Annotated in this window: 22 protein-coding genes; 7 read left to right on the forward strand and 15 right to left on the reverse strand. The window is 60.4% G+C overall.

The window, feature by feature from the left end:
- Positions 1-4: 4 nt before the first annotated feature.
- Together waaF and rfaD are read right to left on the reverse strand one after the other, a co-directional pair.
- Positions 5-1057, reverse strand: a complete 1053-nt coding sequence (gene waaF, locus ACFODV_RS06835) for a lipopolysaccharide heptosyltransferase II (protein ID WP_379756649.1) — start codon at positions 1055-1057, stop codon at positions 5-7.
- Positions 1050-2006, reverse strand: coding sequence for an ADP-glyceromanno-heptose 6-epimerase (rfaD, locus tag ACFODV_RS06840; RefSeq protein WP_379756652.1), 957 nt, complete (start codon positions 2004-2006; stop codon positions 1050-1052). Before rfaD ends, waaF begins: the two co-directional genes overlap by 8 nt.
- 99 nt (positions 2007-2105) lie before the next feature.
- Here rfaD and glyQ point away from each other — a divergent pair, with 99 nt between their 5' ends.
- From glyQ to gmhB, 3 genes are all read left to right on the forward strand, one after another.
- Entirely contained in the window at positions 2106-3086 is a 981-nt protein-coding gene (gene glyQ, locus ACFODV_RS06845) for a glycine--tRNA ligase subunit alpha (protein WP_379756655.1), read from the forward strand.
- A gap of 2 nt (positions 3087-3088) precedes the next feature.
- On the forward strand, positions 3089-5155 hold the full coding sequence (glyS, locus tag ACFODV_RS06850; RefSeq protein ID WP_379756658.1) for a glycine--tRNA ligase subunit beta: 2067 nt from the start codon (positions 3089-3091) through the stop codon (positions 5153-5155).
- 172 nt (positions 5156-5327) lie between these two features.
- Complete coding sequence (gmhB, locus tag ACFODV_RS06855; protein ID WP_379756661.1) at positions 5328-5891, forward strand: D-glycero-beta-D-manno-heptose 1,7-bisphosphate 7-phosphatase; 564 nt, start codon at positions 5328-5330, stop codon at positions 5889-5891.
- A gap of 164 nt (positions 5892-6055) precedes the next feature.
- Here gmhB and gyrB read toward each other — a convergent pair whose 3' ends face one another.
- The 4 genes from gyrB to dnaA all read right to left on the reverse strand — a co-directional run bounded on the left by gyrB (position 6056) and on the right by dnaA (position 12401).
- Positions 6056-8476, reverse strand: coding sequence for a DNA topoisomerase (ATP-hydrolyzing) subunit B (gene gyrB, locus ACFODV_RS06860; RefSeq protein WP_379756664.1), 2421 nt, complete (start codon positions 8474-8476; stop codon positions 6056-6058).
- 11 nt (positions 8477-8487) lie between these two features.
- A complete protein-coding gene (gene recF, locus ACFODV_RS06865; RefSeq protein WP_379756667.1) occupies positions 8488-9603 on the reverse strand; it encodes a DNA replication/repair protein RecF in 1116 nt (371 codons plus the stop codon).
- A 48-nt stretch (positions 9604-9651) separates the two neighbouring features.
- Positions 9652-10755 (reverse strand): DNA polymerase III subunit beta, encoded by a 1104-nt coding sequence (gene dnaN / locus ACFODV_RS06870; RefSeq protein ID WP_379756670.1) that lies wholly within the window; start codon positions 10753-10755, stop codon positions 9652-9654.
- A 179-nt stretch (positions 10756-10934) separates the two neighbouring features.
- Complete coding sequence (gene dnaA, locus ACFODV_RS06875) at positions 10935-12401, reverse strand: chromosomal replication initiator protein DnaA (RefSeq protein WP_379756673.1); 1467 nt, start codon at positions 12399-12401, stop codon at positions 10935-10937.
- 544 nt (positions 12402-12945) lie between these two features.
- Here dnaA and rpmH point away from each other — a divergent pair.
- The 4 genes from rpmH (at position 12946) to mnmE (ending at position 16852) form a co-directional block, all read left to right on the forward strand.
- Positions 12946-13080, forward strand: a complete 135-nt coding sequence (gene rpmH, locus ACFODV_RS06880) for a 50S ribosomal protein L34 (RefSeq protein WP_010626003.1) — start codon at positions 12946-12948, stop codon at positions 13078-13080.
- A 13-nt stretch (positions 13081-13093) separates the two neighbouring features.
- Positions 13094-13513 (forward strand): ribonuclease P protein component, encoded by a 420-nt coding sequence (gene rnpA / locus ACFODV_RS06885; RefSeq protein WP_379756676.1) that lies wholly within the window; start codon positions 13094-13096, stop codon positions 13511-13513.
- Between the two features lie 184 nt (positions 13514-13697).
- Positions 13698-15386: a membrane protein insertase YidC gene (gene yidC, locus ACFODV_RS06890; RefSeq protein ID WP_379756679.1), complete on the forward strand. Its 1689-nt coding sequence runs from the start codon at positions 13698-13700 to the stop codon at positions 15384-15386.
- A gap of 98 nt (positions 15387-15484) precedes the next feature.
- The gene (gene mnmE / locus ACFODV_RS06895; protein ID WP_379756682.1) at positions 15485-16852 is read left to right on the forward strand and encodes a tRNA uridine-5-carboxymethylaminomethyl(34) synthesis GTPase MnmE; all 1368 of its coding nucleotides are present in this window, start codon (positions 15485-15487) and stop codon (positions 16850-16852) included.
- 6 nt (positions 16853-16858) lie between these two features.
- On the opposite strand, the gene ACFODV_RS06900 is transcribed toward mnmE, so the two are convergent.
- The 9 genes from ACFODV_RS06900 to ACFODV_RS06940 all read right to left on the reverse strand — a co-directional run bounded on the left by ACFODV_RS06900 (position 16859) and on the right by ACFODV_RS06940 (position 26345).
- Positions 16859-17707 carry a 23S rRNA (adenine(2030)-N(6))-methyltransferase RlmJ gene (locus ACFODV_RS06900; protein ID WP_379756685.1) on the reverse strand — a complete coding sequence of 283 codons (849 nt, stop codon included), beginning with the start codon at positions 17705-17707 and terminating at the stop codon, positions 16859-16861.
- A 103-nt stretch (positions 17708-17810) separates the two neighbouring features.
- The gene (locus tag ACFODV_RS06905) at positions 17811-18488 is read right to left on the reverse strand and encodes an OmpA family protein (protein ID WP_379756688.1); all 678 of its coding nucleotides are present in this window, start codon (positions 18486-18488) and stop codon (positions 17811-17813) included.
- 95 nt (positions 18489-18583) lie between these two features.
- Positions 18584-19753: a radical SAM family heme chaperone HemW gene (gene hemW, locus ACFODV_RS06910; RefSeq protein ID WP_379756691.1), complete on the reverse strand. Its 1170-nt coding sequence runs from the start codon at positions 19751-19753 to the stop codon at positions 18584-18586.
- Positions 19750-20361, reverse strand: a complete 612-nt coding sequence (gene rdgB / locus ACFODV_RS06915) for an RdgB/HAM1 family non-canonical purine NTP pyrophosphatase (RefSeq protein WP_379756694.1) — start codon at positions 20359-20361, stop codon at positions 19750-19752. Before rdgB ends, hemW begins: the two co-directional genes overlap by 4 nt.
- A 122-nt stretch (positions 20362-20483) precedes the next feature.
- Positions 20484-21740, reverse strand: coding sequence for an AAA family ATPase (locus ACFODV_RS06920; RefSeq protein WP_379756698.1), 1257 nt, complete (start codon positions 21738-21740; stop codon positions 20484-20486).
- 68 nt (positions 21741-21808) lie between these two features.
- Positions 21809-23098, reverse strand: coding sequence for a glutamate-1-semialdehyde 2,1-aminomutase (gene hemL, locus ACFODV_RS06925; protein ID WP_379756702.1), 1290 nt, complete (start codon positions 23096-23098; stop codon positions 21809-21811).
- Positions 23099-23205: 107 nt separating this feature from the next.
- Entirely contained in the window at positions 23206-24057 is an 852-nt protein-coding gene (gene thiD / locus ACFODV_RS06930; RefSeq protein WP_379756705.1) for a bifunctional hydroxymethylpyrimidine kinase/phosphomethylpyrimidine kinase, read from the reverse strand.
- Positions 24057-24488, reverse strand: a complete 432-nt coding sequence (gene hemJ / locus ACFODV_RS06935) for a protoporphyrinogen oxidase HemJ (RefSeq protein WP_379756708.1) — start codon at positions 24486-24488, stop codon at positions 24057-24059. The genes thiD and hemJ overlap by 1 nt, the downstream gene beginning before the upstream one ends.
- 60 nt (positions 24489-24548) lie before the next feature.
- On the reverse strand, positions 24549-26345 hold the full coding sequence (locus ACFODV_RS06940; protein ID WP_379756711.1) for a chloride channel protein: 1797 nt from the start codon (positions 26343-26345) through the stop codon (positions 24549-24551).
- Between the last annotated feature and the right edge of the window lie 80 nt (positions 26346-26425).

Raw genomic sequence — 26425 nt, forward strand, 5'->3', positions numbered from 1 at the left:
CAGGCTACTCCTCGACGGTGAGGCGCTGTTCCGCGCCCAGCAGAGCCGCCAGCAGCCGCTCGGGTGAAAGCTCGGTGAGGCAGCGGGTGTGACCCAGCGGGCAGGTGCGTGCGAAGCAGGGAGAGCACGCGAGTGCCAGGGTGTGAATCTCGGCAGTCTCGGTCAGTGGCGGTGTGAAAACCGGTGAGGAGGAGCCATAGAGGGCATGCACCCGAGTGCCCGCCGCGGCAGCCACGTGCATCAGTCCCGAATCGTTGGTGACCACCTGACGGCAGTCGGCGAGCAGGTCCACGGCATCTGCCAGACGCGTCCGTCCACAGAGATTGTGCGCATGCTCCACCTCGCCGGCGATGGCGTCGCCGGCCTCGTTATCTTTGGGGCCGCCCAGCACCCTCACCTCGAATCCCTCTGCCACCAACGATTCGGCCAGCGCGCGAAAATGCGCTAGCGGCCACTGCTTGGCTGGACCGTACTCGGCCCCCGGCATCATGCCGATGGCAGGGCGAGTCGAGAGCTCATGAACCCGTCGCAGCTCAGCCAGGTTGTCGGCGTCCACAGCAAGGTGGGGGCGCGGAATCGGGAAGCTCCCTTTCTCCGCCTTCTCGACGGGCAGCCCCAGCGCTACAAAGCGCTTCACCGTCTGGTCGAGGACGGCCTTATCGAGCCGCCGTCGATCGTTCAGCAAGCCATAGCGCTGTTCGCCGGTAAAACCCGTGCGCCGAGGAATACGCGCCAGAAAGGGCACTAGGGCCGACTTCCATGAGCGCGGCAACACGATAGCGCGATCGAACCGGCCGCGAAGCGAGCGGGCAACACGGTGACGGGTATGCCAGCCGAATTCGCCGTGGCCGACGTCCAGAGCCACTCCCTCGTCTACCTCCGCCATGCGCTCGAGGATCGGCAGCGACCAGGCTGGGGCCATCACGCCGATACGACAGCCGGGATAACGCGCCTTGAGCGTCATGAACAGGCTCTGGGCCATGACCATGTCGCCAACCCAGGAGGGGCCGACGACAAGGATCCTTTCACCGGCGCCTGTCTCTAACGGCTCACGCATTCAGCCACTCCAGATACTCATGCACGCCCTGAGCCACGGTGCGGAACTCGCGGTCGTAACCCGCCTGACGCAGGCTACCGATATCGGCGCGAGTGTAGCTCTGGTAACGGCCCTTGAGCTCCTCGGGAAAGTCGACGAACTCAATGCTGCCGCGGTCGTAGTACTCGATCACCGCCTCTCCGATCGCCCTGAAGGGCTCAGCACGGCCGCTACCCAGATTGAAAATTCCTGATTTGCCGGGGTGATCGAGGAACCACAGGTTGACGCTCACCACGTCACCCACATAGACGAAATCCCGGCTTTGCATACCAGCTTCGTAGCCATCCCAGGCACCGAACAGCTTGAGGTCCTGGCCGGCGCTGATCTGAGTGTGATGGTGATAGGCGACACTGGCCATCTTGCCCTTGTGCTGCTCACGAGGACCGTAGACGTTGAAGTAGCGAAAGCCGACCACCTGACTCTGGAACTCGTTCCAGCGTGCGCGCACGTACTGATCAAAGAGCAGCTTTGAGTAGCCGTAAACGTTGAGAGGCTTTTCATGTTCGGGCGCTTCCACGAACACCTCGCTGCCACCATAGGTGGCCGCCGAGGAAGCGTAGAGGAAGGGAATGCCCCGACGCTGGCAGAAGTGCAGCAGCACCTTCGAATACTCGAAGTTGTTGTCGAGCATGAAGCGTCCGTCCCACTCCGTGGTATCCGAACAAGCCCCCTCATGGAAGATGGCGTCGATCTCGGGCAGCCCCGAAACGTCTCCTCGCAGCTCCGCTTCCGCCCGACGGCGGAAGTCATCCTTGTCCAGATAATCGCCAACGGTGCAGTCGGCCAAGTTGATGAACTTGGTGCCGTCGGAAAGATCATCCACCACCATTACATCCTGACGGCCGCGGGCATTGAATGCCTTGACCAGATTTGAGCCGATGAAACCAGCCCCGCCTGTCACTACGATCATGGGATGAATCCTCTGTCTCTGGGCGTGCGCCTATAACCGATCTTCCGGTGATTGTATACTTGACGACCTGTGAATTCATGGCCAACGGTGCTTTACGCAATGACTCTATCGTCCTCGACACCCGCGTCGACCTCGACCTACGGGTCGGCGTCTGATGCCTCGACCTTTCAGGGGTTGATCCTGGCTCTGCAGCAGTACTGGGCCGAACAGGGCTGCGTGGTCCTGCAGCCCCTCGATATGGAGGTCGGTGCCGGCACCTTCCACCCGGCCACCTTCCTCCGCGCCATCGGCCCCGAGACCTGGAACGCTGCCTACGTACAGCCGTCTCGGCGCCCCACCGACGGCCGCTATGGCGAGAACCCCAATCGCCTGCAGCACTACTACCAGTTCCAGGTAGTGATGAAGCCTTCCCCCGCCGATTTCCAGGGGCTCTATCTCGGTTCACTGAAGCGCCTTGGCCTCGATCCACTGGTGCATGACATTCGGTTCGTCGAGGACAACTGGGAATCGCCCACACTCGGCGCCTGGGGCCTGGGCTGGGAGATCTGGCTCAACGGCATGGAGGTCACCCAGTTCACCTACTTCCAGCAGGCCGGCGGCATCGAGTGTTACCCGGTCACCGGAGAGCTGACCTACGGGCTGGAGCGAATCGCTATGTACCTGCAGGACGTCGATAGCGTCTATGACCTGATATGGACAGTGGCTCCGGACGGCTCGAAGGTCACCTACGGTGATGTCTACCTGCAAAACGAGCGTGAGCAGTCGGCCTACAATTTCGAGCATGCCGACATCGACTTCCTCTTTGGTGCTTTTGACCAGCAGGAGCGAGACTGCACCCGACTGCTAGAAGCAGGTCTTCCGCTGCCCGCCTACGAGCAGGTGCTCAAGGCATCTCACACCTTCAACCTTCTCGATGCGCGCCACGCCATCTCGGTCACCGAGCGTCAGCGCTTTATCTTGCGCGTGCGTACCATGGCCCGTGACGTGGCCAACGCCTACTTCGAATCACGCAAGGCCGCCGGTTTTCCGCTGGCCCCCGAGGCCCTGCGCCGCGAACTGCTTGAACAGGGAGACGCTTGAGCATGGCCGTTAATACGTTACTGATCGAACTGGGCGTCGAGGAACTTCCACCCGGCGCTATTGATACCCTTTCCGATGCCCTTGCCGCCGGCATCCACCGCGGCCTGTCCGATGCTGAGGTGCCTCATGGCGAAGTGCTCGCCTATGCCACACCGCGTCGCCTGGCGGTACAGGTAGCAGCCCTGTCCGACAGCCAGCCCGACCACGAAGTGGAGAAACGTGGCCCCGCCCTGGCTGCCGCCTTCAAGGACGGCCAGCCCACCAAGGCCGCCGAGGGCTTTGCTCGCTCCTGCGGTGTCGGCGTCGACCAGCTGATCCACCTGGAGACCGACAAGGGCACCTGGCTTGGCTATCGCGAACGGCAACGTGGCGAAGCCACAACGACCCTGCTCCCCGGCATCCTGCAGAAGGCCATTTCCGCCCTGCCGGTGCCCAAGAACATGCGCTGGGGCGCTTCACGAGTAGAGTTCTCCCGTCCGGTGCACTGGCTGGTCATGCTCTATGGCAGTGACGTCGTCGAGGCCGAAGCGTTGGGGCTCAAGACAGGCCGCACCACCTACGGCCACCGTTTCCACGCCCCAGAGGCCATCGATCTAACCCAGGCCGACGGCTACCTCGCCGTGATGGAGCAGGCTTGGGTGCTGGCTGATCGGAACCAGCGCCGCGAGCGCATTCGCGAGCAGGTGCTATCCGAAGCTGAAGTTCAGGAAGCGATCGCGGTGATCGACGAATCGCTGCTGGTTGAGGTCAGCGGCCTGGTGGAGTGGCCGGTAGCACTGGCCGGCAGCTTCGATGAGCGATTCCTTGAAGTGCCAGCCGAGTGCCTGGTTTCCTCCATGAAGGCCAACCAGAAGTACTTTCATCTGATTGATGAAGAGGGGCGCCTCAAGCCTCTTTTCATCACCATTGCCAATATCGACAGCATCGACCCTCAGCGGGTGATCGAAGGCAATGAGAAAGTAATCCGCCCTCGTCTGGCCGACGCCGCCTTCTTCTACGACACCGACTGCAAGCGCCCCCTCGACTCGCGCATCAGTGAGCTTGCTGGCGTGGTGTTCCAGAAACAGCTGGGCACCCTGGCCGACAAGGCGCACCGCAGCGCTGCCGTGGCCGCCTTTATCGCCGGCCGCATCGAAGGCAATGTGGCTCACGCGCGCCGCGCCGCAGAGTTGGCCAAGTGTGACCTCGTTACCGAGATGGTGCAGGAGTTCCCTGAATTGCAGGGCATCATGGGCCGCTACTATGCCGAGCAGGACGGCGAGTCTCCCGAGGTCGCCCAGGCTCTCGAAGAACAATATCTCCCCCGCTTCGCCTCGGATGCCATTCCGCACAGCCGGACCGGACTGGCCCTGGCTCTGGCCGACCGTCTCGACACGCTGACCGGCATCTTCGGCATAGGCGCCCGCCCAACTGGCACCAAGGACCCCTTCGCCCTTCGTCGCGCCGCTATCGGGGTGCTCAACATCCTGATCAAGGGTGAACTGAACCTGGACCTGCGCGAACTGCTTGAACTGGCCGCCGCTCAGCACCAGGAACTGCCTTACGCTGAGAACTTGGTGGATGAGGTGCTGAACTATGCGCTCGACCGCATCCGCGCCTGGGCCCAGGATGAGGGAATCACCGCCGAGGCCTACCTGGCGGTGCGTGCCCGCCCGGTGACGCGTCCGCTGGACTTCGCCCGGCGCCTGCGGGCCGTACAGGCCTTCTCCGGTCGCGAGGAAGCCGCCGCTCTGGTCGCGGCCAACAAACGGGTCTCCAATATCCTCGCCAAGCAGGAAAACGACGTTGGCCTTCAGGTCGATCCGTATCTGCTGAAAGAAGCTGTCGAACAGGCGCTACACGAAGCAGTCAGCGGCCATCGCGAACAGGTTATGCCTCTTTTTGCCGAGGGACGCTATGCCGAGGCGCTGGACATCCTCGCCACCCTGCGCGAACCGGTCGATGCCTTCTTCGACAAGGTGATGGTAATGTCCGACGACCCGGCCATTCGCGCCAACCGACTGGCCTTGCTGGCTAGCCTGCGCGCCCTTTTCCTCGAAGTCGCCGACATCGCTCAGCTTCAGCAGTAGGGCCATAGGGCGACGCACCAGGAGTTGCACAAAGCCGGTAGACCTCAGGTCTACCGGCTTTTTTATCTCTGGCTTTGGCATGTTTCACATGAAACATTTGCTTATCAGCTTGGCAGGCAATGTTCCACGTGAAACACTCTGCCACCTCTCGAACCGACAAGGAGCCGCACGGATGTGTTCTCCCGACCGCCTGGTGATTCTAGATCGTGACGGCGTCATCAATCTCGACTCCGACGAGTACGTCAAAACGCTGACCGAATGGATACCCTACCCGTCTGCCATCCACGCCATTTCTCGTCTCAGTCGCGCCGGATGGACAGTGGCGGTGGCCACTAATCAGTCCGGCATCGCTCGCGGCTACTATGATGAAGCCACCCTTAACAGGATGCATGCCGAGTTGAACCGCCTGGTGAGTGAAGACGGCGGGCGAATCGCTCATATCGCCTGGTGCCCACACAGCCCCAGTGATGGATGCAGCTGCCGCAAGCCGCTACCTGGGTTGCTTGAGCAGATTGGTGTAGCGCTTGGCATGAGAGACCTGAAGGGCAGCTGGATGGTCGGTGACAGCATGCGCGATCTTCAAGCCGGTAACGCTGTTGAAGCTCAACCTATATTGGTATTGACTGGCAAAGGGAAGCGAACACTGGACAAGCACCCTGAGCTGGCCAACTCTGAAGACACGACGCGCATCTTTGACGACTTGGCCCAGTTCGCTGATTGGTTACTTGAGCAGTAGCGTTACGTAGTTTTCATCGCGCGGCAATTCGACTCGCCCTTTTTCGTATCCCACATAAGAAAAGCCCCGCTGTCATCAATGACAGCGGAGCTTTTTTCTCTTGTTTCTCTTGCGGGTCTCAGCGCTAAAGGATCTCCGCGAAGTGTTTCACGTGGAACACTCCATCACACATCCAGATTAGCGACGAGCGCATAGCGCTCAATGAAATCGCGACGTGGTTCTACTTCGTCACCCATCAGAGTGTTGAACATCATATCAGCGCCAACCGCATCTTCAATGGTAACCCGCAGCATGCGACGAGTCTCAGGATTCATGGTGGTATCCCAGAGCTGATCCGGGTTCATCTCTCCCAGACCCTTGTAGCGCTGAATCGACAGACCACGCTGGGCCTCGGCCATCAACCAATCAAGAGCCTCATAAAAAGAGCTCACACGTTTCTGGCGCTCTCCACGGGCCACAAAGGCGCCTTCCTCCAAGAGACCATCCAAGGTTTCACCAAGATCTGCCATGCCGCGATAGTCGGCGCTGGTAAAGAATTCAATGCCCCAGACGTAATCGGTGGAAACGCCATGCGCTGTTAGGGTAACTGCCGGCAGATAGAAGCTACGCTCGGTGTCTTCCTCGAGCCGGAAGGTGTAACGCGGCCCTCCTTCATAGGCCACCACTTCATCCATTTCGTGCTGTAGATGATCAATCCAGTTCTGCATGGTCCCGCGATCACGAAGGCTAACATCTCCCTCAAGGCGTGCGGCATGAACGATCCGCTTCAGCACTTCATTCGGATAAACTCTGGAGAGGCGATCGATACGCCGTACGACTTCACGATACTGATTTACTAGGCCCTCGAGTTGAGACCCGCTGATACCCGGCGCATCCGCGTTGACATAGAGCCGTGCGCCATCCAGAGCGGTGGCGGTCAGGTAGTCGGTCATCGCCTGCTCATCCTTGAGGTAGAGCTCCTGCTTACCGCGTTTGATCTTATAGAGAGGGGGTTGAGCGATAAAGACATGACCACGCTCGATCAACGAAGACATCTGACGGAAGAAGAAGGTCAGCAGCAAGGTTCGGATATGAGATCCGTCAACGTCTGCGTCGGTCATGATGATGATCGAATGGTAGCGCAACTTGTCCGGGTTGAACTCCTCACGACCGATACCACAGCCCAGGGCAGTGATGAGAGTACCGACCTCAGCAGAGGAGAGCATCTTGTCAAACCGCGCTTTCTCCACGTTCAGTATCTTGCCCTTGAGCGGCAGGATTGCCTGGGTACGGCGATCTCGCCCCTGCTTGGCACTGCCGCCGGCTGAATCACCCTCTACCAGGAAAATTTCGGAGAGGCTGGGGTCCTTCTCCTGGCAGTCCGCCAGTTTTCCCGGCAGGCCCGCAATATCCAGCGCTCCCTTGCGACGAGTCATGTCGCGTGCCTTGCGCGCCGCTTCCCGAGCACGGGCAGCATCAAGCATCTTGTTGACGATCGACTTGGCTTCGCTGGGCTTCTCGACAAGGTATTCGGAAAACAGCCGACCCATTTCCTGTTCCACTGCCGTCTTGACCTCGGACGAGACGAGCTTGTCCTTGGTTTGGGACGAGAACTTGGGGTCGGGCACCTTTACCGAGACAATAGCCGTCAGACCCTCTCGAGCGTCGTCGCCTGACGTATTGATCTTGGACTTCTTTAGCAGACCCTCGGACTCGATGTAGGCGTTGAGGGTTCTGGTCAGCGCCGCACGAAAACCTGCCAGGTGAGCACCACCATCTCGCTGAGGAATATTATTGGTATAGCAGAAAATATTTTCGTTGAAGGAGTCATTCCACTGCATCGCCACTTCTACACCAACGCCGTCTTCACGCTCGGCGTTGAAATGAAACACCGGGTTGAGCACGCTCTTGTTGGTATTGAGGTGGTCGACGAAAGCCTTGAGACCGCCCTCGTAGTGGAACACCTCCTCCTTTCCACTGCGTTCGTCGATCAAACGAATGGCAACGCCAGAGTTCAAGAAGGAGAGCTCACGCAGCCGCTTTGCCAGGATATCGTAATGGAACTCTATGCTGGTGAAGGTTTGCGGAGAGGGTCGAAAATGCACTCGCGTACCGGTCTTTTCGGTCTTCCCAACCACTGCCAGGGGCGACTGAGGTACCCCGTGACAATAATTTTGCTCAAAGACCTCACCGGCACGCCAGATGGTCAGCTTCAGTTCCTCTGACAGCGCGTTAACCACCGACACCCCGACGCCATGCAGGCCGCCGGAAACCTTGTAGGAGTTGTCGTCGAATTTTCCACCTGCGTGGAGCACCGTCATGATCACTTCTGCGGCAGAAACTCCTTCACCTTCGTGGATGCCAGTGGGAACCCCCCGACCGTTATCGCTGACCGTGACAGACTCGTCGGGATGGATGACCACACGAATTTCGCTACAGTGTCCGGCCAGTGCTTCGTCAATGGAGTTATCTACCAGCTCGAACACCATATGATGCAGCCCTGTGCCGTCATCGGTATCACCGATGTACATGCCGGGTCTCTTGCGTACGGCATCCAGTCCCTTGAGTACCTTGATGCTCGATGAGTCGTAGGCCTGCTCGCTCATTGACTGCTCCATCATGAAATCTGTCGTTCCAGTGGTGCCAGCTTTCCCTCACCAGAAGCTGAACGTTTCACGTGAAACATCGCCACGGGAGTTGCGGGCTGCCACATATCTGCCAGGGCGTCGTGATCAACGCTTGTGATGAATGCCTGGCAGTGCATGCTTTCCAACCATTGGCAGAACACCTGACGGTGGGCGCTATCGAGCTCTGCCGGGAGATCATCGATCAGATACAGGCATTGCCTTGCAGTGGTTGCCTCCAGCAGCCGGCCCTGAGCAAGCTTGAGAGCACTTACCACCAGCTTCTGCTGTCCCCGGGAGAGAACCTCAACGGCCGGGCGACGGTGAAGCCTGACGGCCAGGTCGGCACGCTGAGGCCCCTGCTGGGTAAAGCCCATCTGCCTATCCACGTCTCTCCCCTGCCTCAATATCTCTGTGAGATCACGACGCTTATCCCAGCCGCGTGAGTAACGCAGCTGCAGGCCCGGCAGCGGCATCAAGCCCGCTAGTGTCTCGTCGAACACGGGAAGAAAGGCATCGACCCAAGCGCTGCGCATGGCATCGATACGCTCACTCCAGTGGACGAATTCAAACTCCCAGGCCGACATGGAATTTTCGTCTATTCTACCATGTCTCAGGAGGGCATTCCGATGTTTCAACGCCCGTCGGGCGCGCTGCCACGCCTCGAAAAACTCATGTTTCACGTGAAACACCCCCCAGTCAAGAAACTCTCTTCGCCTCCCCGGGGGGCCCTCAAGCAGACGGAAGGTATCGGGATTGATGAGCTGTAGCGGCAGGGTCTCAACCAGACGGGAGAGGCGATTGACGCGCTCGCCGGCTAGACGAATTTCCAGTTCACTTTCATCACGGAAGCGGCGCACGCCAAAGGCAAGGGGAGGGTCGCCCGCCAATCGACCATGCAGGACTAGGCCTTCTGCATCGTGAGCAATGACATGGCGCATATGACGGGTGCGGAATGAACGTCCCATGCCGAGAACATGAATTCCCTCGAGCAGGCTCGTCTTACCACTGCCATTGTCTCCCGTTACCAGGTTGATTCGATTTCCTGGTTTTAGATCAATGGCTTGTAAGTTTCTCAGACCTTGAAAGACGAGTCGATCTAGGGGCATTGGCACGCACAGGCTGGGCGGCACAGAGTGTGCCGCCGGTGATCATCACTAGAGACGCATGGGCATGACGACATAGAGAGCGTCGCCGCCTCCAGGCTCCTCCATCAGCGCACTGCTATTGGGATCTGCCAGGGTCATCTGCACGCGATCCTCGTCCAGAGCGTTGAGCACGTCAATCAGATAGCCAACGTTGAAGCCAATCTCGAGACCCGGGCCGCTGTACTCAATAGCAATGTTTGCTTCAGCTTCTTCCTGCTCAGGGTTATTCGCCATGACCTTGAGATTGCCTTCAGATAAATGCAGACGCACGCCGCGGTACTTCTCATTGGAAAGAATCGCGGTGCGCGAAAGCACCTGGCGCAGCTCGGCACGCTCGGCGATGAACACCTTATCGCCACCGCGAGGCACGACCCGTTCATAATCGGGGAACTTGCCATCAACCAGCTTGGAGGTGAAGGTGAAGTCGCCGGTATGAGCGCGGATATGGCTGGTTCCCAGGGACAGGCTTACCGGCTCTTCACCGTCGTCCAGCAAGCGTACCAGCTCCAGAATCCCCTTACGCGGTACGATGAGCTTTTGCGCTGGCTCCACCTCGATCTCGACGGAACGCGAACAGACCGCCAGACGGTGGCCGTCGGTGGCTACGGCGCGGACCAAACCGGAACGCATCTCGAGCAGCATGCCGTTCAAGTAGTAGCGTACGTCCTGCTGAGCCATCGCGAAGGCGGTGGAGTCGATCAACTGCTTCAAGACACCTCGAGGAAGAGCCAACTCGACGCTGCCCTGACTGTCTTCAATATTGGGAAACTCGGCCACAGGCAAGGTGGAGAGTGTGAAGCGCGAGCGACCGCTTCGCAGCACCGCTCTGCCCTCTTCCAGAGATAGCTGAATTTCGGCTTGATCGGGCAGCGACTTACAGATATCCATCAATTTGCGCGCCGGCACCGTAGCAGATCCCGGCTGTTCCACCTGGCTCGCAACAGTCCGCCCAATCAGCTCTACTTCGAGGTCGGTGCCAGTCAGCGCAACCTGATCCTGATCAACCTGGATCAACACATTGGAGAGCACCGGCAGGGTCTGGCGTCTCTCCACCACACCGGCCACCAGCGTCAGCGGTCGCAGCAGCGCTTCGCGGGAGATGGAAAATTTCATGTCGACTCCACGTCTAGTCCTGAAGAATTGCAGCTCGCGCGGCCCGAACCGAACGGCTAGTCAACCATTTAACCACAGCTGGACTCGGGGAAGCGCGAGGGCATGAGCTAAGAGGTAGCTAGCAACGCTGCCAGAAGACGATCCGATGGCCCTCGAACGAAGCATCGAAGATTGACCTGTCAGCTAGTCAGCAAACGCATAAGGTTCTTGTAGTCCTCGCGGATGTCGGAGCTCTCCTCCTGCAACGACTTAACCTTGCGGCAGGCATGCAGCACCGTGGTGTGGTCGCGACCACCGAAAGCATCGCCGATTTCGGGCAGGCTGTGGTTGGTGAGTTCCTTGGCCAGGGCCATGGCCACCTGGCGAGGGCGGGCCACAGACCGCGAGCGCCGCTTGGACAGCAGGTCGGTTAGCTTGATCTTGTAGTACTCGGCCACGGTGCGCTGAATGTTGTCCACCCCGACCTGCTTGTCCTGCAGGGCCAGCAGATCCTTCAGCGATTCGCGAATGAAGTCCTGAGTGATCGTCTTGCCCATGAAGTGAGAGTCGGCTATCACCTTCTTCAAGGCACCTTCCAACTCGCGCACGTTGGAACGAATCTTCTGGGCAATGAAGAAGGCAGCGTCGTGGGGCAAGTCGACTTTCGCCTGGTCGGCCTTCTTCATCAGGATTGCCACACGGGTCTCCAACTCCGGCGGCTCGATCGCGACGGTCAACCCCCAGCCGAAACGCGATTTGAGACGCTCTTCGACGCCACTGATCTCCTTGGGGTAACGGTCCGACGTCAGGATCATCTGTTGACCGCCCTCGAGCAGGGCGTTGAAGGTGTGGAAAAATTCTTCCTGGGAACGCTCTTTGCCGGCGAAGAACTGAATGTCGTCGATCAGCAGCGCATCAACGCTGCGATAAAAGCGCTTGAAGTCATTGATGGCGTTGAGCTGTAGCGCCTTTACCATGTCGGCAACAAAACGCTCGGAATGTAAATAGACAACACGAGCATTCTCGCGACGAGTTGCCAAGGCATTGCCCACCGCATGCATCAAGTGAGTCTTGCCGAGGCCAACTCCCCCGTAGAGGAACAGCGGGTTGTACGCGCCTCCAGGATTCTCGGAGACCTGGCGAGAAGCGGCTCTGGCCAGCTGGTTAGATTTGCCCTCGACGAAGGTTTCAAAGGTGAAATTGGGGTTCAAGCAGCTATTGTGCTTCAGGCTGCCTTCGACCTGCACCTGGCGACCCCCAGCGGCACGTCGCCCAATTCTATCATCCCGCTGGGCGTCGAGTTCTCGGGCGTCGCCCACCTCGCTTCGCGACTGGGTATGCACGGCAGGGGATGAAGGGCGGCGAGGCGTGGCCGACACCGGATTACCCAGATCACGAGGCTGAGGCTGTAGCCCAGAACGCCGACTGCCAACCGTCAGCACGATCTTTGGTGGCTTGGCCGGCGATAGTTCACGCATTAACTCGCTGATACGCTTAGCGAACTTGTCGCTGACCCAGTCTCGCACAAAGCGGTTGGGCGCCAGGAGACAAAGCTCTCCCGACTCCCCCTCTTCCGCCTGAAGCGGGCGTATCCAGGTGTTGAACTGCTGAGAATTCAGCTCGTCCTGGAGAGTGTCCAGACACTGTTGCCAGAGAGCTAGCGCCACGCGACCTCACCATCGGTTGGAAAACGGTCGCATATTGTATCGTTCCAATGAGCAGTTATCCACACCCCGTGGCGACTGCGCGATGGCTGTGGAAAACTTTCCCCCTACCCTGAGCGCTTTTCTGGCAGAGGCTGTGGAATAGCGACTGTCTGTGGGCAATCGGCTGTTTCATCCACGGCTTACTCACAGACATTCCTCTGCTATCCCACCGGATATCCACAGTGTGATGATGATCATAGATGCATGATTTTAAAATCATAAAGGCGTTTGTCCACAGAGGCCATCCCCAGTATTAATAACAGCTTCTATCAAAGATCTTAATCAGTAATAGTTGAAAAGACGAGGCTATTCGATGCCAGTCCCCGGACGCTGAAAACCTGTCTCGTTGCCATCTGAGTCGACGGGCGCTACGTAAAAATTGCACCCGAGCCGCGATATCTTTACAATTTCCGGTCTTGAGCCGAATACTCTTGGGTTCCAGCCAGGCACCCGAGCGCCTCGAAATTGTCAATTCTTCCAGAAAACCACGTGGGAATAACGAGTTATGAAACGCACCTTTCAGCCCAGCGTTCTGAAACGCAAGCGCGTGCACGGCTTCCGTGCCCGTATGGCAACCAAGAACGGCCGAGCCGTCCTGGCACGCCGTCGTGCCAAGGGTCGCAAGCGTCTGAGCGCCTGAATACGGACTGCACGTGTCCAGCCAGGAATACCCCCGCCGTCTGCGCCTGCTGACGGCCGGGGACTATCGGCAAGTCTTCGAGAAAGCGGTTTTCAAGATCCACGGCAAAGGTCTCATGATTCTGGCGACGCCCAACCGACTTGGACATCCACGTCTTGGACTGATCGTCAGCAAGAAGAATCTTCGCCGCGCAGTCGACCGCAACCGCCTTAAACGCATCGCTCGAGAATCCGTCCGCCTCCAGCAGCAACGACTGCCGGATGTTGATATCGTGCTGATGGCCAGGCGAGGGGTGGGGGATCTGGACAACAAGATCCTACATCGCCAGCTGCATGGAATGTGGCGTCGATTGGAACGTGAGGCAAGAAAATCCGCAGGCGAAAGCCAGCCTACGTTAGAGACCGCCAGCGCGAACGACCGTCAGGACAAATGACCGTTCAGCCAGGAGTCATCACCATGTCATTTTTTTCGTTCATGGTACTCACTGAGCTTGTCGGTACTACCGCCGATAGTCCGTGTTTGGCATCCAGCCTGCCCTTGGCAGGCTTTTGTCTATCTCGGGCAGATGTTTTCCATCTCGCCTTCGGCAAGTTCACCACCCATCGGGCAGAACCTTCATGGACGTAAAACGACTCCTCTTGCTGATCCCTCTGGCGGTGCTCGCCTACCTGATCGTAGTGCAGTGGAATCAGGACTATAGCCAGGTATCCCCTGAGCCCGAGGCGCCCTCCTTCACTAGCAGTCCAGTTAATGGCGAGGCCCAACAGTCCGACCCGGATAGCCTTGCTGTGCCAGCGCCGCGCAGCGCGTCAGGCGACGTGAGTCAGGCGATGCCAGACACGTCAAGCTCACCCACCAGCGGTCGCGACTTGATCGCAGTAGTTACCGATGTGCTGGACCTGCGAATCGATCCCCAGGGCGGCGACATCGTCTACGCAGCGTTGCCACAGCACAAGCTAACGCTCAACTCGGACCGGCCCTACGTGCTGCTTTCGGATAGCGAAAGTCGCAGCTATGTGGCTCGCTCCGGCCTCCAGCTAGATGGTCAGGCCGGCCGCATCGCCTTCACCCCGGAGCAGAATGAACACCGGATGGCCGAGGACGACAATCGTATCGAGGTCGACCTGAGGGCCGAAGTCAACGGCATCGACATCATCAAGCGGTTCACTTTCGAGCGTGGCAACTACGCTGTAGACGTCAACTATTACCTGACCAACAGCAGTGAAACGCCTGTCACCGCCCGCTTTATTGGCCAGCTGGCCCGCGACAACAGCAGCGATCCCTCAAGTGGCCCGGCCCTGGGCATGCAGTCCTATCTCGGCGCGGCCTACTCCACACCGGAGAGTCGCTACGAAAAGGTCGACTTCGACGATATCCAGAGCGGCAGTTTCCAAAACGTGGACGCCCAGGGCGGCTGGGTAGCAATCATCCAGCACTACTTCGTTTCAGCCTGGGCGCCGTCTCAGAACCAGCAGAACCTCTACTATGCCACCACCGATTCACAGAATCGTAACGTGGCCGCTTTTGCCGGTCCGGTCAGCACCCTGGCACCCGGAGGCGAGGCACGCCTGGGGGCGACCCTCTACATGGGGCCCAAGGTGCAGGATTACCTTGAGACCGTGGCCCCCAATCTGCGCCTCACCGTTGACTTCGGCTGGCTATGGTTCATCGCCAATCCCCTCTTCTGGCTGCTCGACCAGATCCACAACCTTATCGGCAATTGGGGCTGGTCCATCGTACTGCTGACCATCTCAGTCAAGCTTGTCTTGTGGCCGCTTTCCGCCAAGGCTTACAAGTCCATGGCTCGCATGCGCAAGCTAGGCCCGGAGATGCAGCGCCTCAAGGAGCAGTACGGCGATGACCGCCAGAAGATGTCCCAGGAGATGATGAAGTTCTACCAGAAGGAGAAGATCAATCCTCTGGGCGGCTGCCTGCCGATCCTGGTGCAGATGCCGGTATTCATCGCGCTCTACTGGATGCTGCTGGAGTCCGTGGAACTACGCCATGCGCCCTTCATGTTTTGGATCCAAGATCTGTCGGTGAAGGATCCGTTCTTCATCCTGCCGATCCTGATGGGCGCCTCGATGTTTGTGCAGCAGATGCTCAACCCGACACCTCCGGACCCCATGCAGGCGAAGATCATGCGCATGCTGCCCATCGTCTTCACCTTCTTCTTCCTCTGGTTCCCGGCTGGTCTGGTGATCTACTGGGTGGTCAACAACATCATCTCCATCGCCCAGCAGTACGCCATCACCCGCAAGATCGAGAACGATCCGAGTATCGGCAAGGGGATGAAGACCAAGTAGCAGGCAGTCTCTTGCCAATACCAGACCCCCGCCACGTGCGGGGGTCTGGCGTTTGTAGGACTCGAAACCGACAATGACTCCACCATCAGGAGATTCCCATGGCCAGCCTCCACGACCAGGACACCATCGCCGCTCTCGCCACGCCGCCCGGCCGGGGCGGTGTAGGCATCATCCGGGTCTCTGGCCCCCTCTGCGCGGCCATCGCCAAGGCGGTAGTAGGCCAATGCCCTCCCCCTCGCCGAGCTCACTACGGCGCCTTCAGAGGCGAGGAGCAGGTGATCGACGAGGGCATCTCTCTCTACTTCGAAGGGCCCCACTCCTTTACAGGCGAGGACGTGCTGGAGCTGCAGGGCCATGGCGGCCCGGTGATCATGGACCTGCTGCTGGCACGCTGCATGGATCTCGGCGCACGTCTAGCTCGCCCCGGAGAATTCTCGGAGCGCGCCTTCCTCAACGACAAACTCGACCTGGCCCAGGCCGAGGCGATCGCCGATCTGATCGACGCCAGTTCCCGGGCCGCCGCCGAGAATGCCCTGCGTTCACTGCAAGGAGACTTCTCGCGGCGAGTCGAGGGGCTGGTGCAGCGGCTCATCGAGCTGCGCATCTACGTGGAAGCGGCTATCGATTTTCCGGAGGAAGAGATCGACTTCCTGGCCGACGGCAAGGTAGCCGAGCGCCTCGCCGGGGTGATGTCAGAACTGGCCGCGGTGCGAGCCGCTGCCGGCCAGGGCGCGCTGATGCGGGAGGGCATGAACGTGGTGATCGCTGGGCGGCCTAACGCCGGCAAATCGAGCCTGCTCAATGCCCTCACCGAACAGGAGACCGCCATCGTTACCGACATCGCCGGTACGACTCGGGACGTACTACGTGAGCATATCCACATCGACGGCATGCCGCTGCACATCATCGATACCGCCGGGCTGCGTGACACACCGGACGCCGTGGAGCAGATCGGCGTGGCCCGGGCCTGGGCGGAGATCGAGAAGGCCGATCGGGTCCTGCTCCTGGTAGATGCCTCTACCACCGCTTCCCTCGACCCAATGACGATCTGGCCCGAGTTCGTGGCACGGCTGCCGGACCCGACACGGCTGACATTGGTCAGCAACAAGATAGATACGACAGAGGATGCGCCTGGAGTCGAGTTATCCACAGAAACACCGGTGATACGGCTCTCCGCCAAAACCGGTGCGGGCATGGATAACCTGAAAGCGCATCTCAAGGAGGTGATGGGCTACACCGGCACGGCTGAAGGCAGGTTCTCGGCGAGACGTCGCCACCTGGACGCTCTGGACCGGGCTAGACAAGCCCTGGAAAATGGCGAATCTCAGCTCGCAGGCTACGGTGCCGGTGAACTGCTGGCGGAAGACCTGCGTGACGCCCAGCAGGCGCTGGGCGAGATCACCGGGGAGTTCAGCGCTGACGATCTTCTCGGCGAAATCTTCGGCAGCTTCTGCATCGGGAAGTAGAAGCGCTTACTCTCCCACCCACCATCCGCTGCGATAGGCCCCAGAGGCACCCAGGAGATTTATCACCGGTGTCATCGCCGCGGCAAGACACTCATCGAACCCCCAGGGCGGATTCACCACCAGCATACCGCTGCCATACATGCCCCGCTCCCCCTCACCGGGCGACTGGCGGATGAATTCGCCGAACCAGATCTTGCGCAGTCCGGCATCGCGCAACTCATCCAGCAGCTCACGGTGGCGACCTGCCGGCAACAGCGGATACCACACCAGCACCACCGCATGGCGTGCCTTGCGCATCGCCGACAGCAACGTCTGGGCCACCTCGAGATACTCCGTCTTGCGCTCATAGCTGGGGTCGATCAACACGCAGAGTCTCGGCGTCTTCACCGGCAGCCGCTGCAACAGGCCCTTGAGGCCATCGCCATGAATGCGTTCCACCGCCTCCTGAAACGGCTGCTGCGCCAAAAGCTGGTGCTCTCGGGGATGCAACTCATACAGCCACTGACGATCTCCTTTCCTCAGCCGATGGCCCATCCACCAGGGGGAGCCGGGGTAATAGGTCAGATGCGAGGAATCTGGCTGAGCACTCGCCAGGGCCTCCAGCCAGTCGTTCAGCAACGGTTCATTTGTCAACGTCTGTCGGGACTTCCAGAGAGGGAAGACGCCGTCCCGATACTCCCGCAGTCGTGTGGTCTCTGCGGCATCAAGAGGATAGAGACCGCGACCGGCGTGAGTGTCCACATACGTAACTGATGATTTTTTACGTAATAAATGATTGATGACCGCATGCAGGGTCAGGTGCTTGTGAACGTCAGCGAAATTGCCGGCGTGATAGGCGTGCTGATAGGAAAGCATGGAAGGCGGTCCGTGAATCGGCAAGGCAATCGATAATGAAAGAGGCCCACCACTGGGAAGTGGCGGGCCCCTGATACCGGTTGGTGTGGGCGCTATCCGAAGATCACTGGAACTGGCTCTCGATAGGCGTAAGGGTGATCTCGACGCGACGGTTCTGGGCACGCCCATCCTCGGTGGCGTTGCTGGCGACGGGCTGGCTCTGGCCATAGCCGCTCACGTAGAGACGATTACGGGAAACACCAGACTGAGCCAGGTAGTTGCCGACGGCGTCGGCGCGACGCTCGGAGAGGCGCTGGTTGTAGTCGGCATTACCGGTGCTGTCGGTGTGGCCGGAAATATTGACCCGGGTATCGGTGTACTGGGAAAGGATTTGCGCCACATCGTTTAGGGCGTTGCGGGCGCTGTTGGTGAGCTCACTAGAGTCGAATCCGAAGGTCACCCCGCTCGGCATGTTGAGAACGATATCATCGCCACGGCGATCGACCTCGATCCCGGTACCCCGTGTGCTCTGGCGAAGTTCCTCTTCTTGTCGATCCATATAGACACCGACACCGGCACCGGCGGCGGCGCCTACGGCGGCACCGATCAGGGCCCGATCGCGGCGGCTGGTACTACCGTCACCACTCAGCGCACCGGCCGCGGCACCTACGGCCGCACCGATGGCGGCACCAGTACCTGCCGTCGAACGCTGGGTCTGGCCGGTGTAGGGATCTGTTGTGGCACAGCCTACCAGCAAGGCGGCAGCGGCAAGCGGGACGAAAAAGCGAATGGGCTTGATCATAAAATTACATCTCCTTTAAAACATCAGGTGGCCCGAAAGGTATCCCAGCCGGGCAGTTCATCATTGACAGGGCTGCGATGAGCCTGGCGAGTCGGTCATTCCATGTCGATCAGCGCCAGCAGGTCGTTCAAGAATAATAGACCTTGAGGCGAAGCTTGCAGTCGATTGGCATCTTCCACGAGAAGTCCTTTTTTGCGGGCACTGGACAGGCGAGCCTCAAGCATGGCAATGGACCGACCTGTCGTGGTTCGCCATCTGGACAGTGACACACCTTCGACCAGGCGAAGCGCATTCATGGAAAATTCTAGCGCAAGTTCGCTCTCCTCGATCCGGTGGCGACCGGCCAGAAAGCCTCTGGGATCACGCTGCCGGCGGAGGTAGGCCTCTGGCTGTCGAACCTTCCAGCGCCGCTCGATCATCAAGCCGGCGCTACCTTCTCCAGCGCTCAACTTGCCATGGGCGCCGGCCCCAATGCCCAGGTAGTCACCGAAGCGCCAATAGTTGAGATTATGCCGTGAGCGGCGACCAGAACGAGCGTAGGCAGAGATCTCATAGCGGGCCAGACCTGCCTCCTCAAGGCGCGCGTGTCCCAGGTCCTGGATATCCCAAAGCACCTCTTCCTCGGGCAGCTGCGGTGGCCGGGAGTGAAACTCGGTATTTGGCTCCAGGGTGAGCTGGTACCAGGAGAGGTGCTCTGGAGAGAGCGCCAGCGCTCGCTCAAGGTCCTCCAGTGCCAGCGCCGGAGTCTGCCCTGGCAGCCCATGCATGACGTCTAGATTAAGGTTGTCGAAGCCCGCCCCGCGGGCTTCTGCCACCGCAGCCTCGGCATCGCTACCCGAGTGAATCCGACCCAGAGCCTCGAGCTGGGCGTCCTGGAAGCTCTGCACCCCCAGCGAGAGTCGGTTGATGCCCGCTTCACGATAGCCGGCGAAACGGCCACGCTCCAGAGTCCCGGGGTTGGCCTCCAGGGTGATCTCGATATCATTGGCCATGGGCAGCCGCGCGGCGATACCCGCCAATAGCTCTTTATAAAACCCGGCGGACATCAGACTCGGCGTGCCACCGCCAATAAAGAGGCAGACCAGTTCTCGACCTTGGGCCAGGGGAAGGTCGCCATCGAGGTCTGCCAGCAGGGCCTGCAGATAGTCAGCTTCGGGTAGCGAGGCATTGCGGCCAACGCCGTGGGAGTTGAAATCGCAGTAGGGGCACTTACGCACGCACCAGGGAACGTGCACGTAGAGCGCAAGCGGCGGCAGAGACATCATCGCGGCTCGTGGGCCCCGCCCAGCGCCTCTACGAGTGCCTGCAGAGCGCGTCCGCGGTGGCTGAGACGATTCTTCTCCTCGGCAGGGAGCTCGGCCACGCTCATCGCCTGTTCTGGCAACCAGAACAGGGAGTCGTAGCCGAAACCACCGACACCGCGAGGATGAGCCAGGATCTCACCTTCCCAGCTGCGCTGCACGATCAGCGGCACCGGATCCTCCGCGTGACGCAGATAGACCAGAACGCACCAGTAACGCCCGCTGCGCTGACCCTCAGGAACCTCAACCAGGGCTTCCAGCAGCCGGGCGTTGTTACGCGCATCGCTCTTCGGCTCCCCGGCGAAGCGTGCCGAGTAGATCCCTGGAGCCCCGTGCAGAGCATCGACCTCCAGCCCCGAATCATCGGCCAGCGCCGGCAAGCCGCTGACGCGACTCGCCTCACGCGCCTTGAGCAGGGCGTTCTCGACGAAGGTCAGTCCGGTCTCCTCCACGTCGGGGACGTCATATTCTGCCTGGGGCATGACATCGAAACCCAGCGGTGCCAGCAGCTGATGGAATTCGCGCAGCTTGCCGGCGTTGCCACTGGCGAGGATCAGAGGGGTCGAGGTCATGGTAAACATCCTGATAATTGACAGCCCACCGTTCTAGGGCCGGGGAACAACATAAAACGACCAGCACTCATGACGCTGGCCTTGAAGCAAACTGCAAAGAATGACAAGGCTCATGGAGCGCCTCAGCAAAGCTTCACATGTTCCTCGATGAGGTCGACTAGCGTCTCGGCGGCGTTATCGGCGGTGGTGTCCAAGTGAACCAGGTGGAGGCGCTCCTCGTCACCGAAGGGCTCCAGCTCGGCAAGCTGATGGTCGAGTAGCGCCTGGCTGACTGCCACTTCGACGCCCTGACGACAGGCTCGCTTCTCGATGCGCCGATTGAGGGTGGCGTCATCGGCCTCGAAGCTGACCATGAGGCAGGGCAGGCCCCGGGCCTCTGCTTGATGGCGAAGCAGGTCTCTTTGCCAGCGTTTCAGGCAGGTAGCGTCCACACAGGCCGGGATGCCGGCATCCAACAGGGTTCCCGCACAGCTGGCCAGATGACGATAGGTTCGCTCGGTGGCGGCCTCACCAAAGATATCCACAGCCGGCGACACTGTCTGCGTCTGTGGGTAAGTCATGTCCTGAGGCAGGTTGTGCAAACGACGTCGCTCCGCATCCGAGCAAACCCGAATCGCCCCCAGCCGGCTGACCAACCCCGACGTGAAACGGCTCTTGCCGCTGCCCGATACGCCCACGGCGATCACCAGCGGCGGGAAGCGAAACTCGGCGATTCTCTCGGCCAGTGCCAGGTAATGTCGGCACTCGGCCATGCTCTCGGCGAGCCTTGCGGGGTGCTCCGGATCCTGATCGGGTGCGGGAAGCCGCTGCAGGGCCCGCCGGGCGCCACTCAGCGCATGGAAGGTGCCAAACAGGGAGAGCAGCCTCGCCTGGGGATAATCGCCCGACAGCCGCAGGTAGCGGTCAAGCGCCAGTCGCGTTAGCGCCGACTCTCCACGCGCCTCCAATCCCACCAGCAGCGCTGCCAGATCGCTGGCCGGATCAGCCGCCTGGCCACCGCCGGGGGCCGCAAGGTCACGGCCGATGGCGTTGGCCAGCAGGGTACGGCCATCGTGGCAGAGGCGGCTGTCAGGATGAGCCAAGGCCCAGCTAGGTACCCTGTGATTGCGCCGGTCATCAAGCAGGGGCTTGAGGCGTACCAGATCCTGTTCCAGCCAATCGCCCAGCTGATCGAGTCGAAAACACTCATTTTCATCCATGAGGTTCATGCGAATGGCCGCCAGTTCCTCCTGCGCCATCTGCGCCAGTAGCCGTGTGGGATCGCTATCCTTGATGACGTCCTGAGGCAAGCGGTGATAGGTCACCAAGGAATCAACCAGCGATTCCAGGCTCTCGCTGGCGTCACTGGCCCCGGGGGGAACAGAGGAGGAGTGGGACATCACGAGTCTCCTGGTGGCGTGGTGACAAACAATACGATGGAAAAACACCGAGGCTGTAGTCGGCTGCCTCAGACCTGCCGCATGGTCACGAAGGCCTTCTCGGCGGCGTCGAGCGTATGCTGGATATCCTCTGGCGTATGGGCGCTGGACATGAACCCCGCCTCGTAGGCCGAAGGCGCCAGGTAGACACCTTCATCCAGCATGGCGCTGAAGAACCGACGAAAGGCTTCGGCATCGCAGGCAGTGGCCTGGGCGAAATTATCAACACGAGTCTGGCCGGTGAAGAAGAGGCCGAACATGCCACCAGCGTGCTGGCTGATCATTTCCACGCCGGCGGCCACTGCGCGCTCCTCGAGACCATGGCAAAGGGTCTCGACTCGCTGTGTCAATGCGTCATGGAAGCCCGGTTCCCGGAGTTTGGTCAGCAGGGCAATGCCGGCTGCCATGGCCAGCGGATTGCCGGAGAGCGTGCCCGCCTGATAGACCGGCCCCAGCGGGGAGATGTTGGACATGATCGTCTCACTGCCGCCAAAGGCACCCACCGGCATCCCGCCGCCGACGATCTTGCCCAGGCAGGTAAGATCCGGGTGGATACCGTAGTGAGCCTGAGCACCGCCCAGTGCCACCCGGAAGCCGGTCATGACCTCGTCGAAGATCAGCACGCTGTCGTGGGCATTACAGGCCCGACGCAGACACTCGAGAAACCCTCGCTGAGGCGGGATGCAATTCATGTTGCCGGCGACCGGCTCGACGATGATGCAGGCGATCTGGTCGCCGATTTCCTCGAAGCACTGCTCCACGGCGTCGATATCGTTGTAGGGCAGCGTCACCGTATGCTCGGCCAGAGAGGCTGGCACGCCGGGCGAGCTGGGCTCACCGTGGGTCAGTGCACCGGAACCCGCCTTGACCAGCAGTGAATCCGAGTGGCCGTGATAATTGCCCTCGAACTTGATGATCTTGTCGCGACCGGTGACCCCGCGAGCCAGGCGAATCGCCGACATGGTGGCCTCGGTGCCGGAACTGGTCATCCGGACCATCTCCATGGAAGGGATCATCTCGCAGATCAGCTCCGCCATCGTAGTTTCGATAGCCGTGGGGGTGCCGAACGACAGCCCGTTGTCCAATCGCTCGCGAACGGCCCCCAGCACGTCCGGATCGGCATGACCGGTGATCATCGGCCCCCATGAGCCCACATAGTCGACATAGCGGTTGCCCTCCACATCAAACAGGTAGGCGCCACGGGCGCGCTCCATGAACACCGGTGGACGCTGCATGCCCTTGAAGGCACGCACTGGAGAATTGACGCCGCCGGGGATATGGCGGCAGGCCCGTTCGAAAAGTTCGGCGGATGTGGTCATGGTGTGTCTCGTCCTAAAAAGCTGTGGATAATTCTCTGGATAACCCGATCATGGCCACCCGACTGCACCATTCTCTGTGTTCACGCAGGGGATGGCCAGCCTCTGGCTCAACCCGGAGCCGCCGCTTCGTCCACGCCTTTGACAGGCGTCACGGGCAGTCGCCATAGGCGACGCGGCAGCGCCTGACCGATACCAGGTTGCCAAGCGTGATCCAGAGCATGCCAGGTAAAGGCCTGGGCCTGCTCACAGGCAGTCACCAGCGATTCACCGGCTGCCAGACGCGCCGCCAAGGCCGAGGCCAGGGTACAGCCGGAGCCGTGAAAGCGGCCCGCAAGACGGGGCCAGCTCCACTGCCGGCCCTGATCAGGCGTGTGCAGCGTATGGACCACACGTTCACTCGGGGTGTTGGCAGCCGGCGCATCGGTACCGGTAACCAGTACCGCCTGGCAGCCCAGGGTCATCAATTCCACCGCCCGCCCGGTATCATCGCCGGCCTGGGCGGAGAGTCTTGCCAACTCGTCTCGATTGGGCGTCAGAATATCCACCAGGGGAAGCAGTCGCTCTCGGAACGCATCGACCAGCTCGGCGGTGGACAACTCTTGTCCACCGCCGGCCCTGAGCACCGGGTCTAACACCAGCGGCACACCGGGAAAGCGACGCACAATATCGGTCACCGCATCCAGAGTGGCCAGGTCGGCCACCAGGCCCACCTTGATGGCGGCGATCTCGAACTCGCCAAGCACCGCCGCCATGGCTCTCATGGCATGGGGATCGCAGGGCATCACCGCGCGAACATCATGGCAGTTCTGCACCGTCAATGCCGTGGGAATGGTCAGCGCCCATCCCCCGCAGGCGGCGATCGCCTCGGCATCCGCAATCAACCCGGCGCCCCCGGTGGGATCGTGGCCACCCAGCACCAGTACCACCGGTAGATGGGCTATTGTCCTGTTATTCATCATCAGAACGGTTTGAGCACGGCAAGGAAAATGATGATCAGCAGGGCGATCACCGGCAGTTCATTGAACCAGCGAAAGAACACATGGCTCTTTGTACAGCGGCCGTCGCGAAACTGCTTGAGGTAGATCAGGCAGACATGGTGGTAAGCCACCAGGAGCACCACCAGCAATAGCTTGGCATGCAGCCAGCCCTGGCTGAGCCAGAAGGGCATCAGATAGAGCATCCAACCGCCAAATATCAATACCGCAATCATTGAGGGAGTCATGATCCCCCGATAAAGCTTACGCTCCATAATCAGAAAATGATCGATCGCTTGCTGTTCGCCGCGGTCTCGTGCCATGGCGTGGTAGACGTATAGGCGTGGCAAATAGAAGAGGGCGGCGAACCAGGTCACCATGGCGATCAGGTGCAGGGCCTTGATCCACAGATACATGAAGGGTCCTCGTGAGAGTGTGGGAGAGTGCCTGAGTTGCAGCGAGCGCCGTGCGAGGCGTCACTGGTCCTTGGAAGATGGGTCTTTAAACGAATAATAACGTTCGATAGCACCACGCGTGATGATACCGGAAATCCGCTTCTGTTTCGGACGGTTGCCGTGTTCCACGTAGAGAGCATCTACCGCCTGGTTGTTGAGCCGCTCGAAGGCCTCGGAGAGCGTTGCCTGCAGATGGATAGGCGCTAGTTCCAGCCGCAGGCCAGGGATCTCCAACAGGTCGATCATCCCCTCTTCCTTTGGCTCCCGCTCGTCAACAACGTTCTGTTCGCTGGACGCATCCTCCATCAGCCAGCGCGCCAGGTCAGCCGCCTTGAGCGCCAGGGTTGGCTTGTCGTCGTTAGAGCGTTCAATCAGGATCCAGATCGGATTGCGAGCCAGCAGCGACCGAGCGCGCTCACGTGTCACCATGCGCGGCGTGCGTTCCAGGCTACGTTCCATCACCGCCGGTACCGAGACCCGCGAAAGCGCCTGCATCAACGGCTGCTGCAGGGGATGAAGGCCATGACGAGTCGCGCTGATGAAGAATCCGTCACAGCGACACAGCTGTCGCGAGGTAAGGCAGGAAACCACGACCGCGAGCATTCCCGGCAGAATGATATTGGGATTGTGGGTCAGCTCCAGCAAGGCCATCAGCGCCGCCAGCGGCGCCTGCAGCACTGCACCCATCATCGCCGCCATGCCGAGCATGGCATAGACACCGGGGTCCGCGGCCAGCTCAGGCCATATCCAGCCGCCAAACAGCCCCATCAGCGCCCCCGCCGCGGCGCCGACCACCAGCACCGGGCCGATGATGCCGATAGGAATACCACTGGCCACGGTGATCGCCGTGAGCAGCAGTTTGGCCACCACCAGCGCTAGCAGCACGTCCACCGCCAGGTTGCCCGTCAGCGCGGCACTCAGGCTGTCATAGCCGATGCCCTGCACCTCCGGGTACCACCAGGCCACTGCAGCGGTGGCCACGGCCACCAGCCCCAGGCGCAGCCACAACGGTCGTCCCTTGATCCAGTCGTTTCTCGCCACGTGGATGAAGAGGCCAGCCAGGAGTCCGATCACCAGCGCCGTGACCACCAGCCAAGGAAGGTTGGAAAAGGATCCAAGACTTACCGTGGGTACCTGAAAAGCCGGCTCGGAGCCATACACCAGCTGGGCTACCACGGCACCCATGGTGGAGGCCAGGATCACCGGCATGAAACCAGCGATGGTGTACTCCATCATCACCACTTCCATGGCGAAAATGACGCCGGCGATGGGCGTATTGAAGGAAGCGGAGATGCCCGCAGCGGTACCACAGGCGACCAGCACCCGCAGGCTGTTGTGGGGCAACCGTAACCGTTGACCGAGGCCGCTGGAAGCAGCCGCACCCAGGTGAATTGCTGGACCTTCGCGGCCGGCGGAGAGTCCACCAAGGACCGTGACCACCCCGACCCACCATTGATTGAGCCAGTTACGCATTGGAAAGCGACCCTGATGGTAGGTCAATCGCTCCATCACATGGCCAACGCCCAGCTTGCGTGCCTTTTCGGGCTGGCGCCACAGCAGCACCCCAATGATAGTGACAGCAAGGATCGGCAGCAGGGAACGCATCAGGGGAGAAAGCCCTTCAAAGGCTTCGTGGTCGCCTTCCGGCATGAAGGCGAGCGCGCCGAGGTCGATCAGCAACCGGAAGCCAACCATGAAGCCACCGGTGATCAGCCCGGACACTACGCCCAGCACGCAAAGCTGAGGTAGGGCATCAACGCTGGCAAGGCGCTGGCGAAAGCCCTCCAGGTCGAGGTCTGGCAGTGAGAAGCGCGGCACGGCGTGATTCCTGTTAGACCGATTTCATCGTCAGGGCAGTCACCAGAAGGTACCCGGCAGGGAGGCGTATAAGGGCCTGG

Source organism: Halomonas tibetensis (genome assembly GCF_042643535.1).
Taxonomy (GTDB): Bacteria; Pseudomonadota; Gammaproteobacteria; order Pseudomonadales; family Halomonadaceae; genus Halomonas; species Halomonas tibetensis.

Coding starts and splice junctions, on each gene's coding strand:
- waaF (WP_379756649.1), bottom strand. CDS start 1,057: ATGCGTGAGCCGTTAGAGACAGGCGCCGGTGAAAGGATCCTTGTCGTC.
- rfaD (WP_379756652.1), bottom strand. CDS start 2,006: ATGATCGTAGTGACAGGCGGGGCTGGTTTCATCGGCTCAAATCTGGTC.
- glyQ (WP_379756655.1), top strand. CDS start 2,106: ATGACTCTATCGTCCTCGACACCCGCGTCGACCTCGACCTACGGGTCG.
- glyS (WP_379756658.1), top strand. CDS start 3,089: ATGGCCGTTAATACGTTACTGATCGAACTGGGCGTCGAGGAACTTCCA.
- gmhB (WP_379756661.1), top strand. CDS start 5,328: ATGTGTTCTCCCGACCGCCTGGTGATTCTAGATCGTGACGGCGTCATC.
- gyrB (WP_379756664.1), bottom strand. CDS start 8,476: ATGAGCGAGCAGGCCTACGACTCATCGAGCATCAAGGTACTCAAGGGA.
- recF (WP_379756667.1), bottom strand. CDS start 9,603: ATGCCCCTAGATCGACTCGTCTTTCAAGGTCTGAGAAACTTACAAGCC.
- dnaN (WP_379756670.1), bottom strand. CDS start 10,755: ATGAAATTTTCCATCTCCCGCGAAGCGCTGCTGCGACCGCTGACGCTG.
- rpmH (WP_010626003.1), top strand. CDS start 12,946: ATGAAACGCACCTTTCAGCCCAGCGTTCTGAAACGCAAGCGCGTGCAC.
- yidC (WP_379756679.1), top strand. CDS start 13,698: ATGGACGTAAAACGACTCCTCTTGCTGATCCCTCTGGCGGTGCTCGCC.
- mnmE (WP_379756682.1), top strand. CDS start 15,485: ATGGCCAGCCTCCACGACCAGGACACCATCGCCGCTCTCGCCACGCCG.
- ACFODV_RS06900 (WP_379756685.1), bottom strand. CDS start 17,707: ATGCTTTCCTATCAGCACGCCTATCACGCCGGCAATTTCGCTGACGTT.
- ACFODV_RS06905 (WP_379756688.1), bottom strand. CDS start 18,488: ATGATCAAGCCCATTCGCTTTTTCGTCCCGCTTGCCGCTGCCGCCTTG.
- hemW (WP_379756691.1), bottom strand. CDS start 19,753: ATGATGTCTCTGCCGCCGCTTGCGCTCTACGTGCACGTTCCCTGGTGC.
- rdgB (WP_379756694.1), bottom strand. CDS start 20,361: ATGACCTCGACCCCTCTGATCCTCGCCAGTGGCAACGCCGGCAAGCTG.
- ACFODV_RS06920 (WP_379756698.1), bottom strand. CDS start 21,740: ATGTCCCACTCCTCCTCTGTTCCCCCCGGGGCCAGTGACGCCAGCGAG.
- hemL (WP_379756702.1), bottom strand. CDS start 23,098: ATGACCACATCCGCCGAACTTTTCGAACGGGCCTGCCGCCATATCCCC.
- thiD (WP_379756705.1), bottom strand. CDS start 24,057: ATGATGAATAACAGGACAATAGCCCATCTACCGGTGGTACTGGTGCTG.
- hemJ (WP_379756708.1), bottom strand. CDS start 24,488: ATGTATCTGTGGATCAAGGCCCTGCACCTGATCGCCATGGTGACCTGG.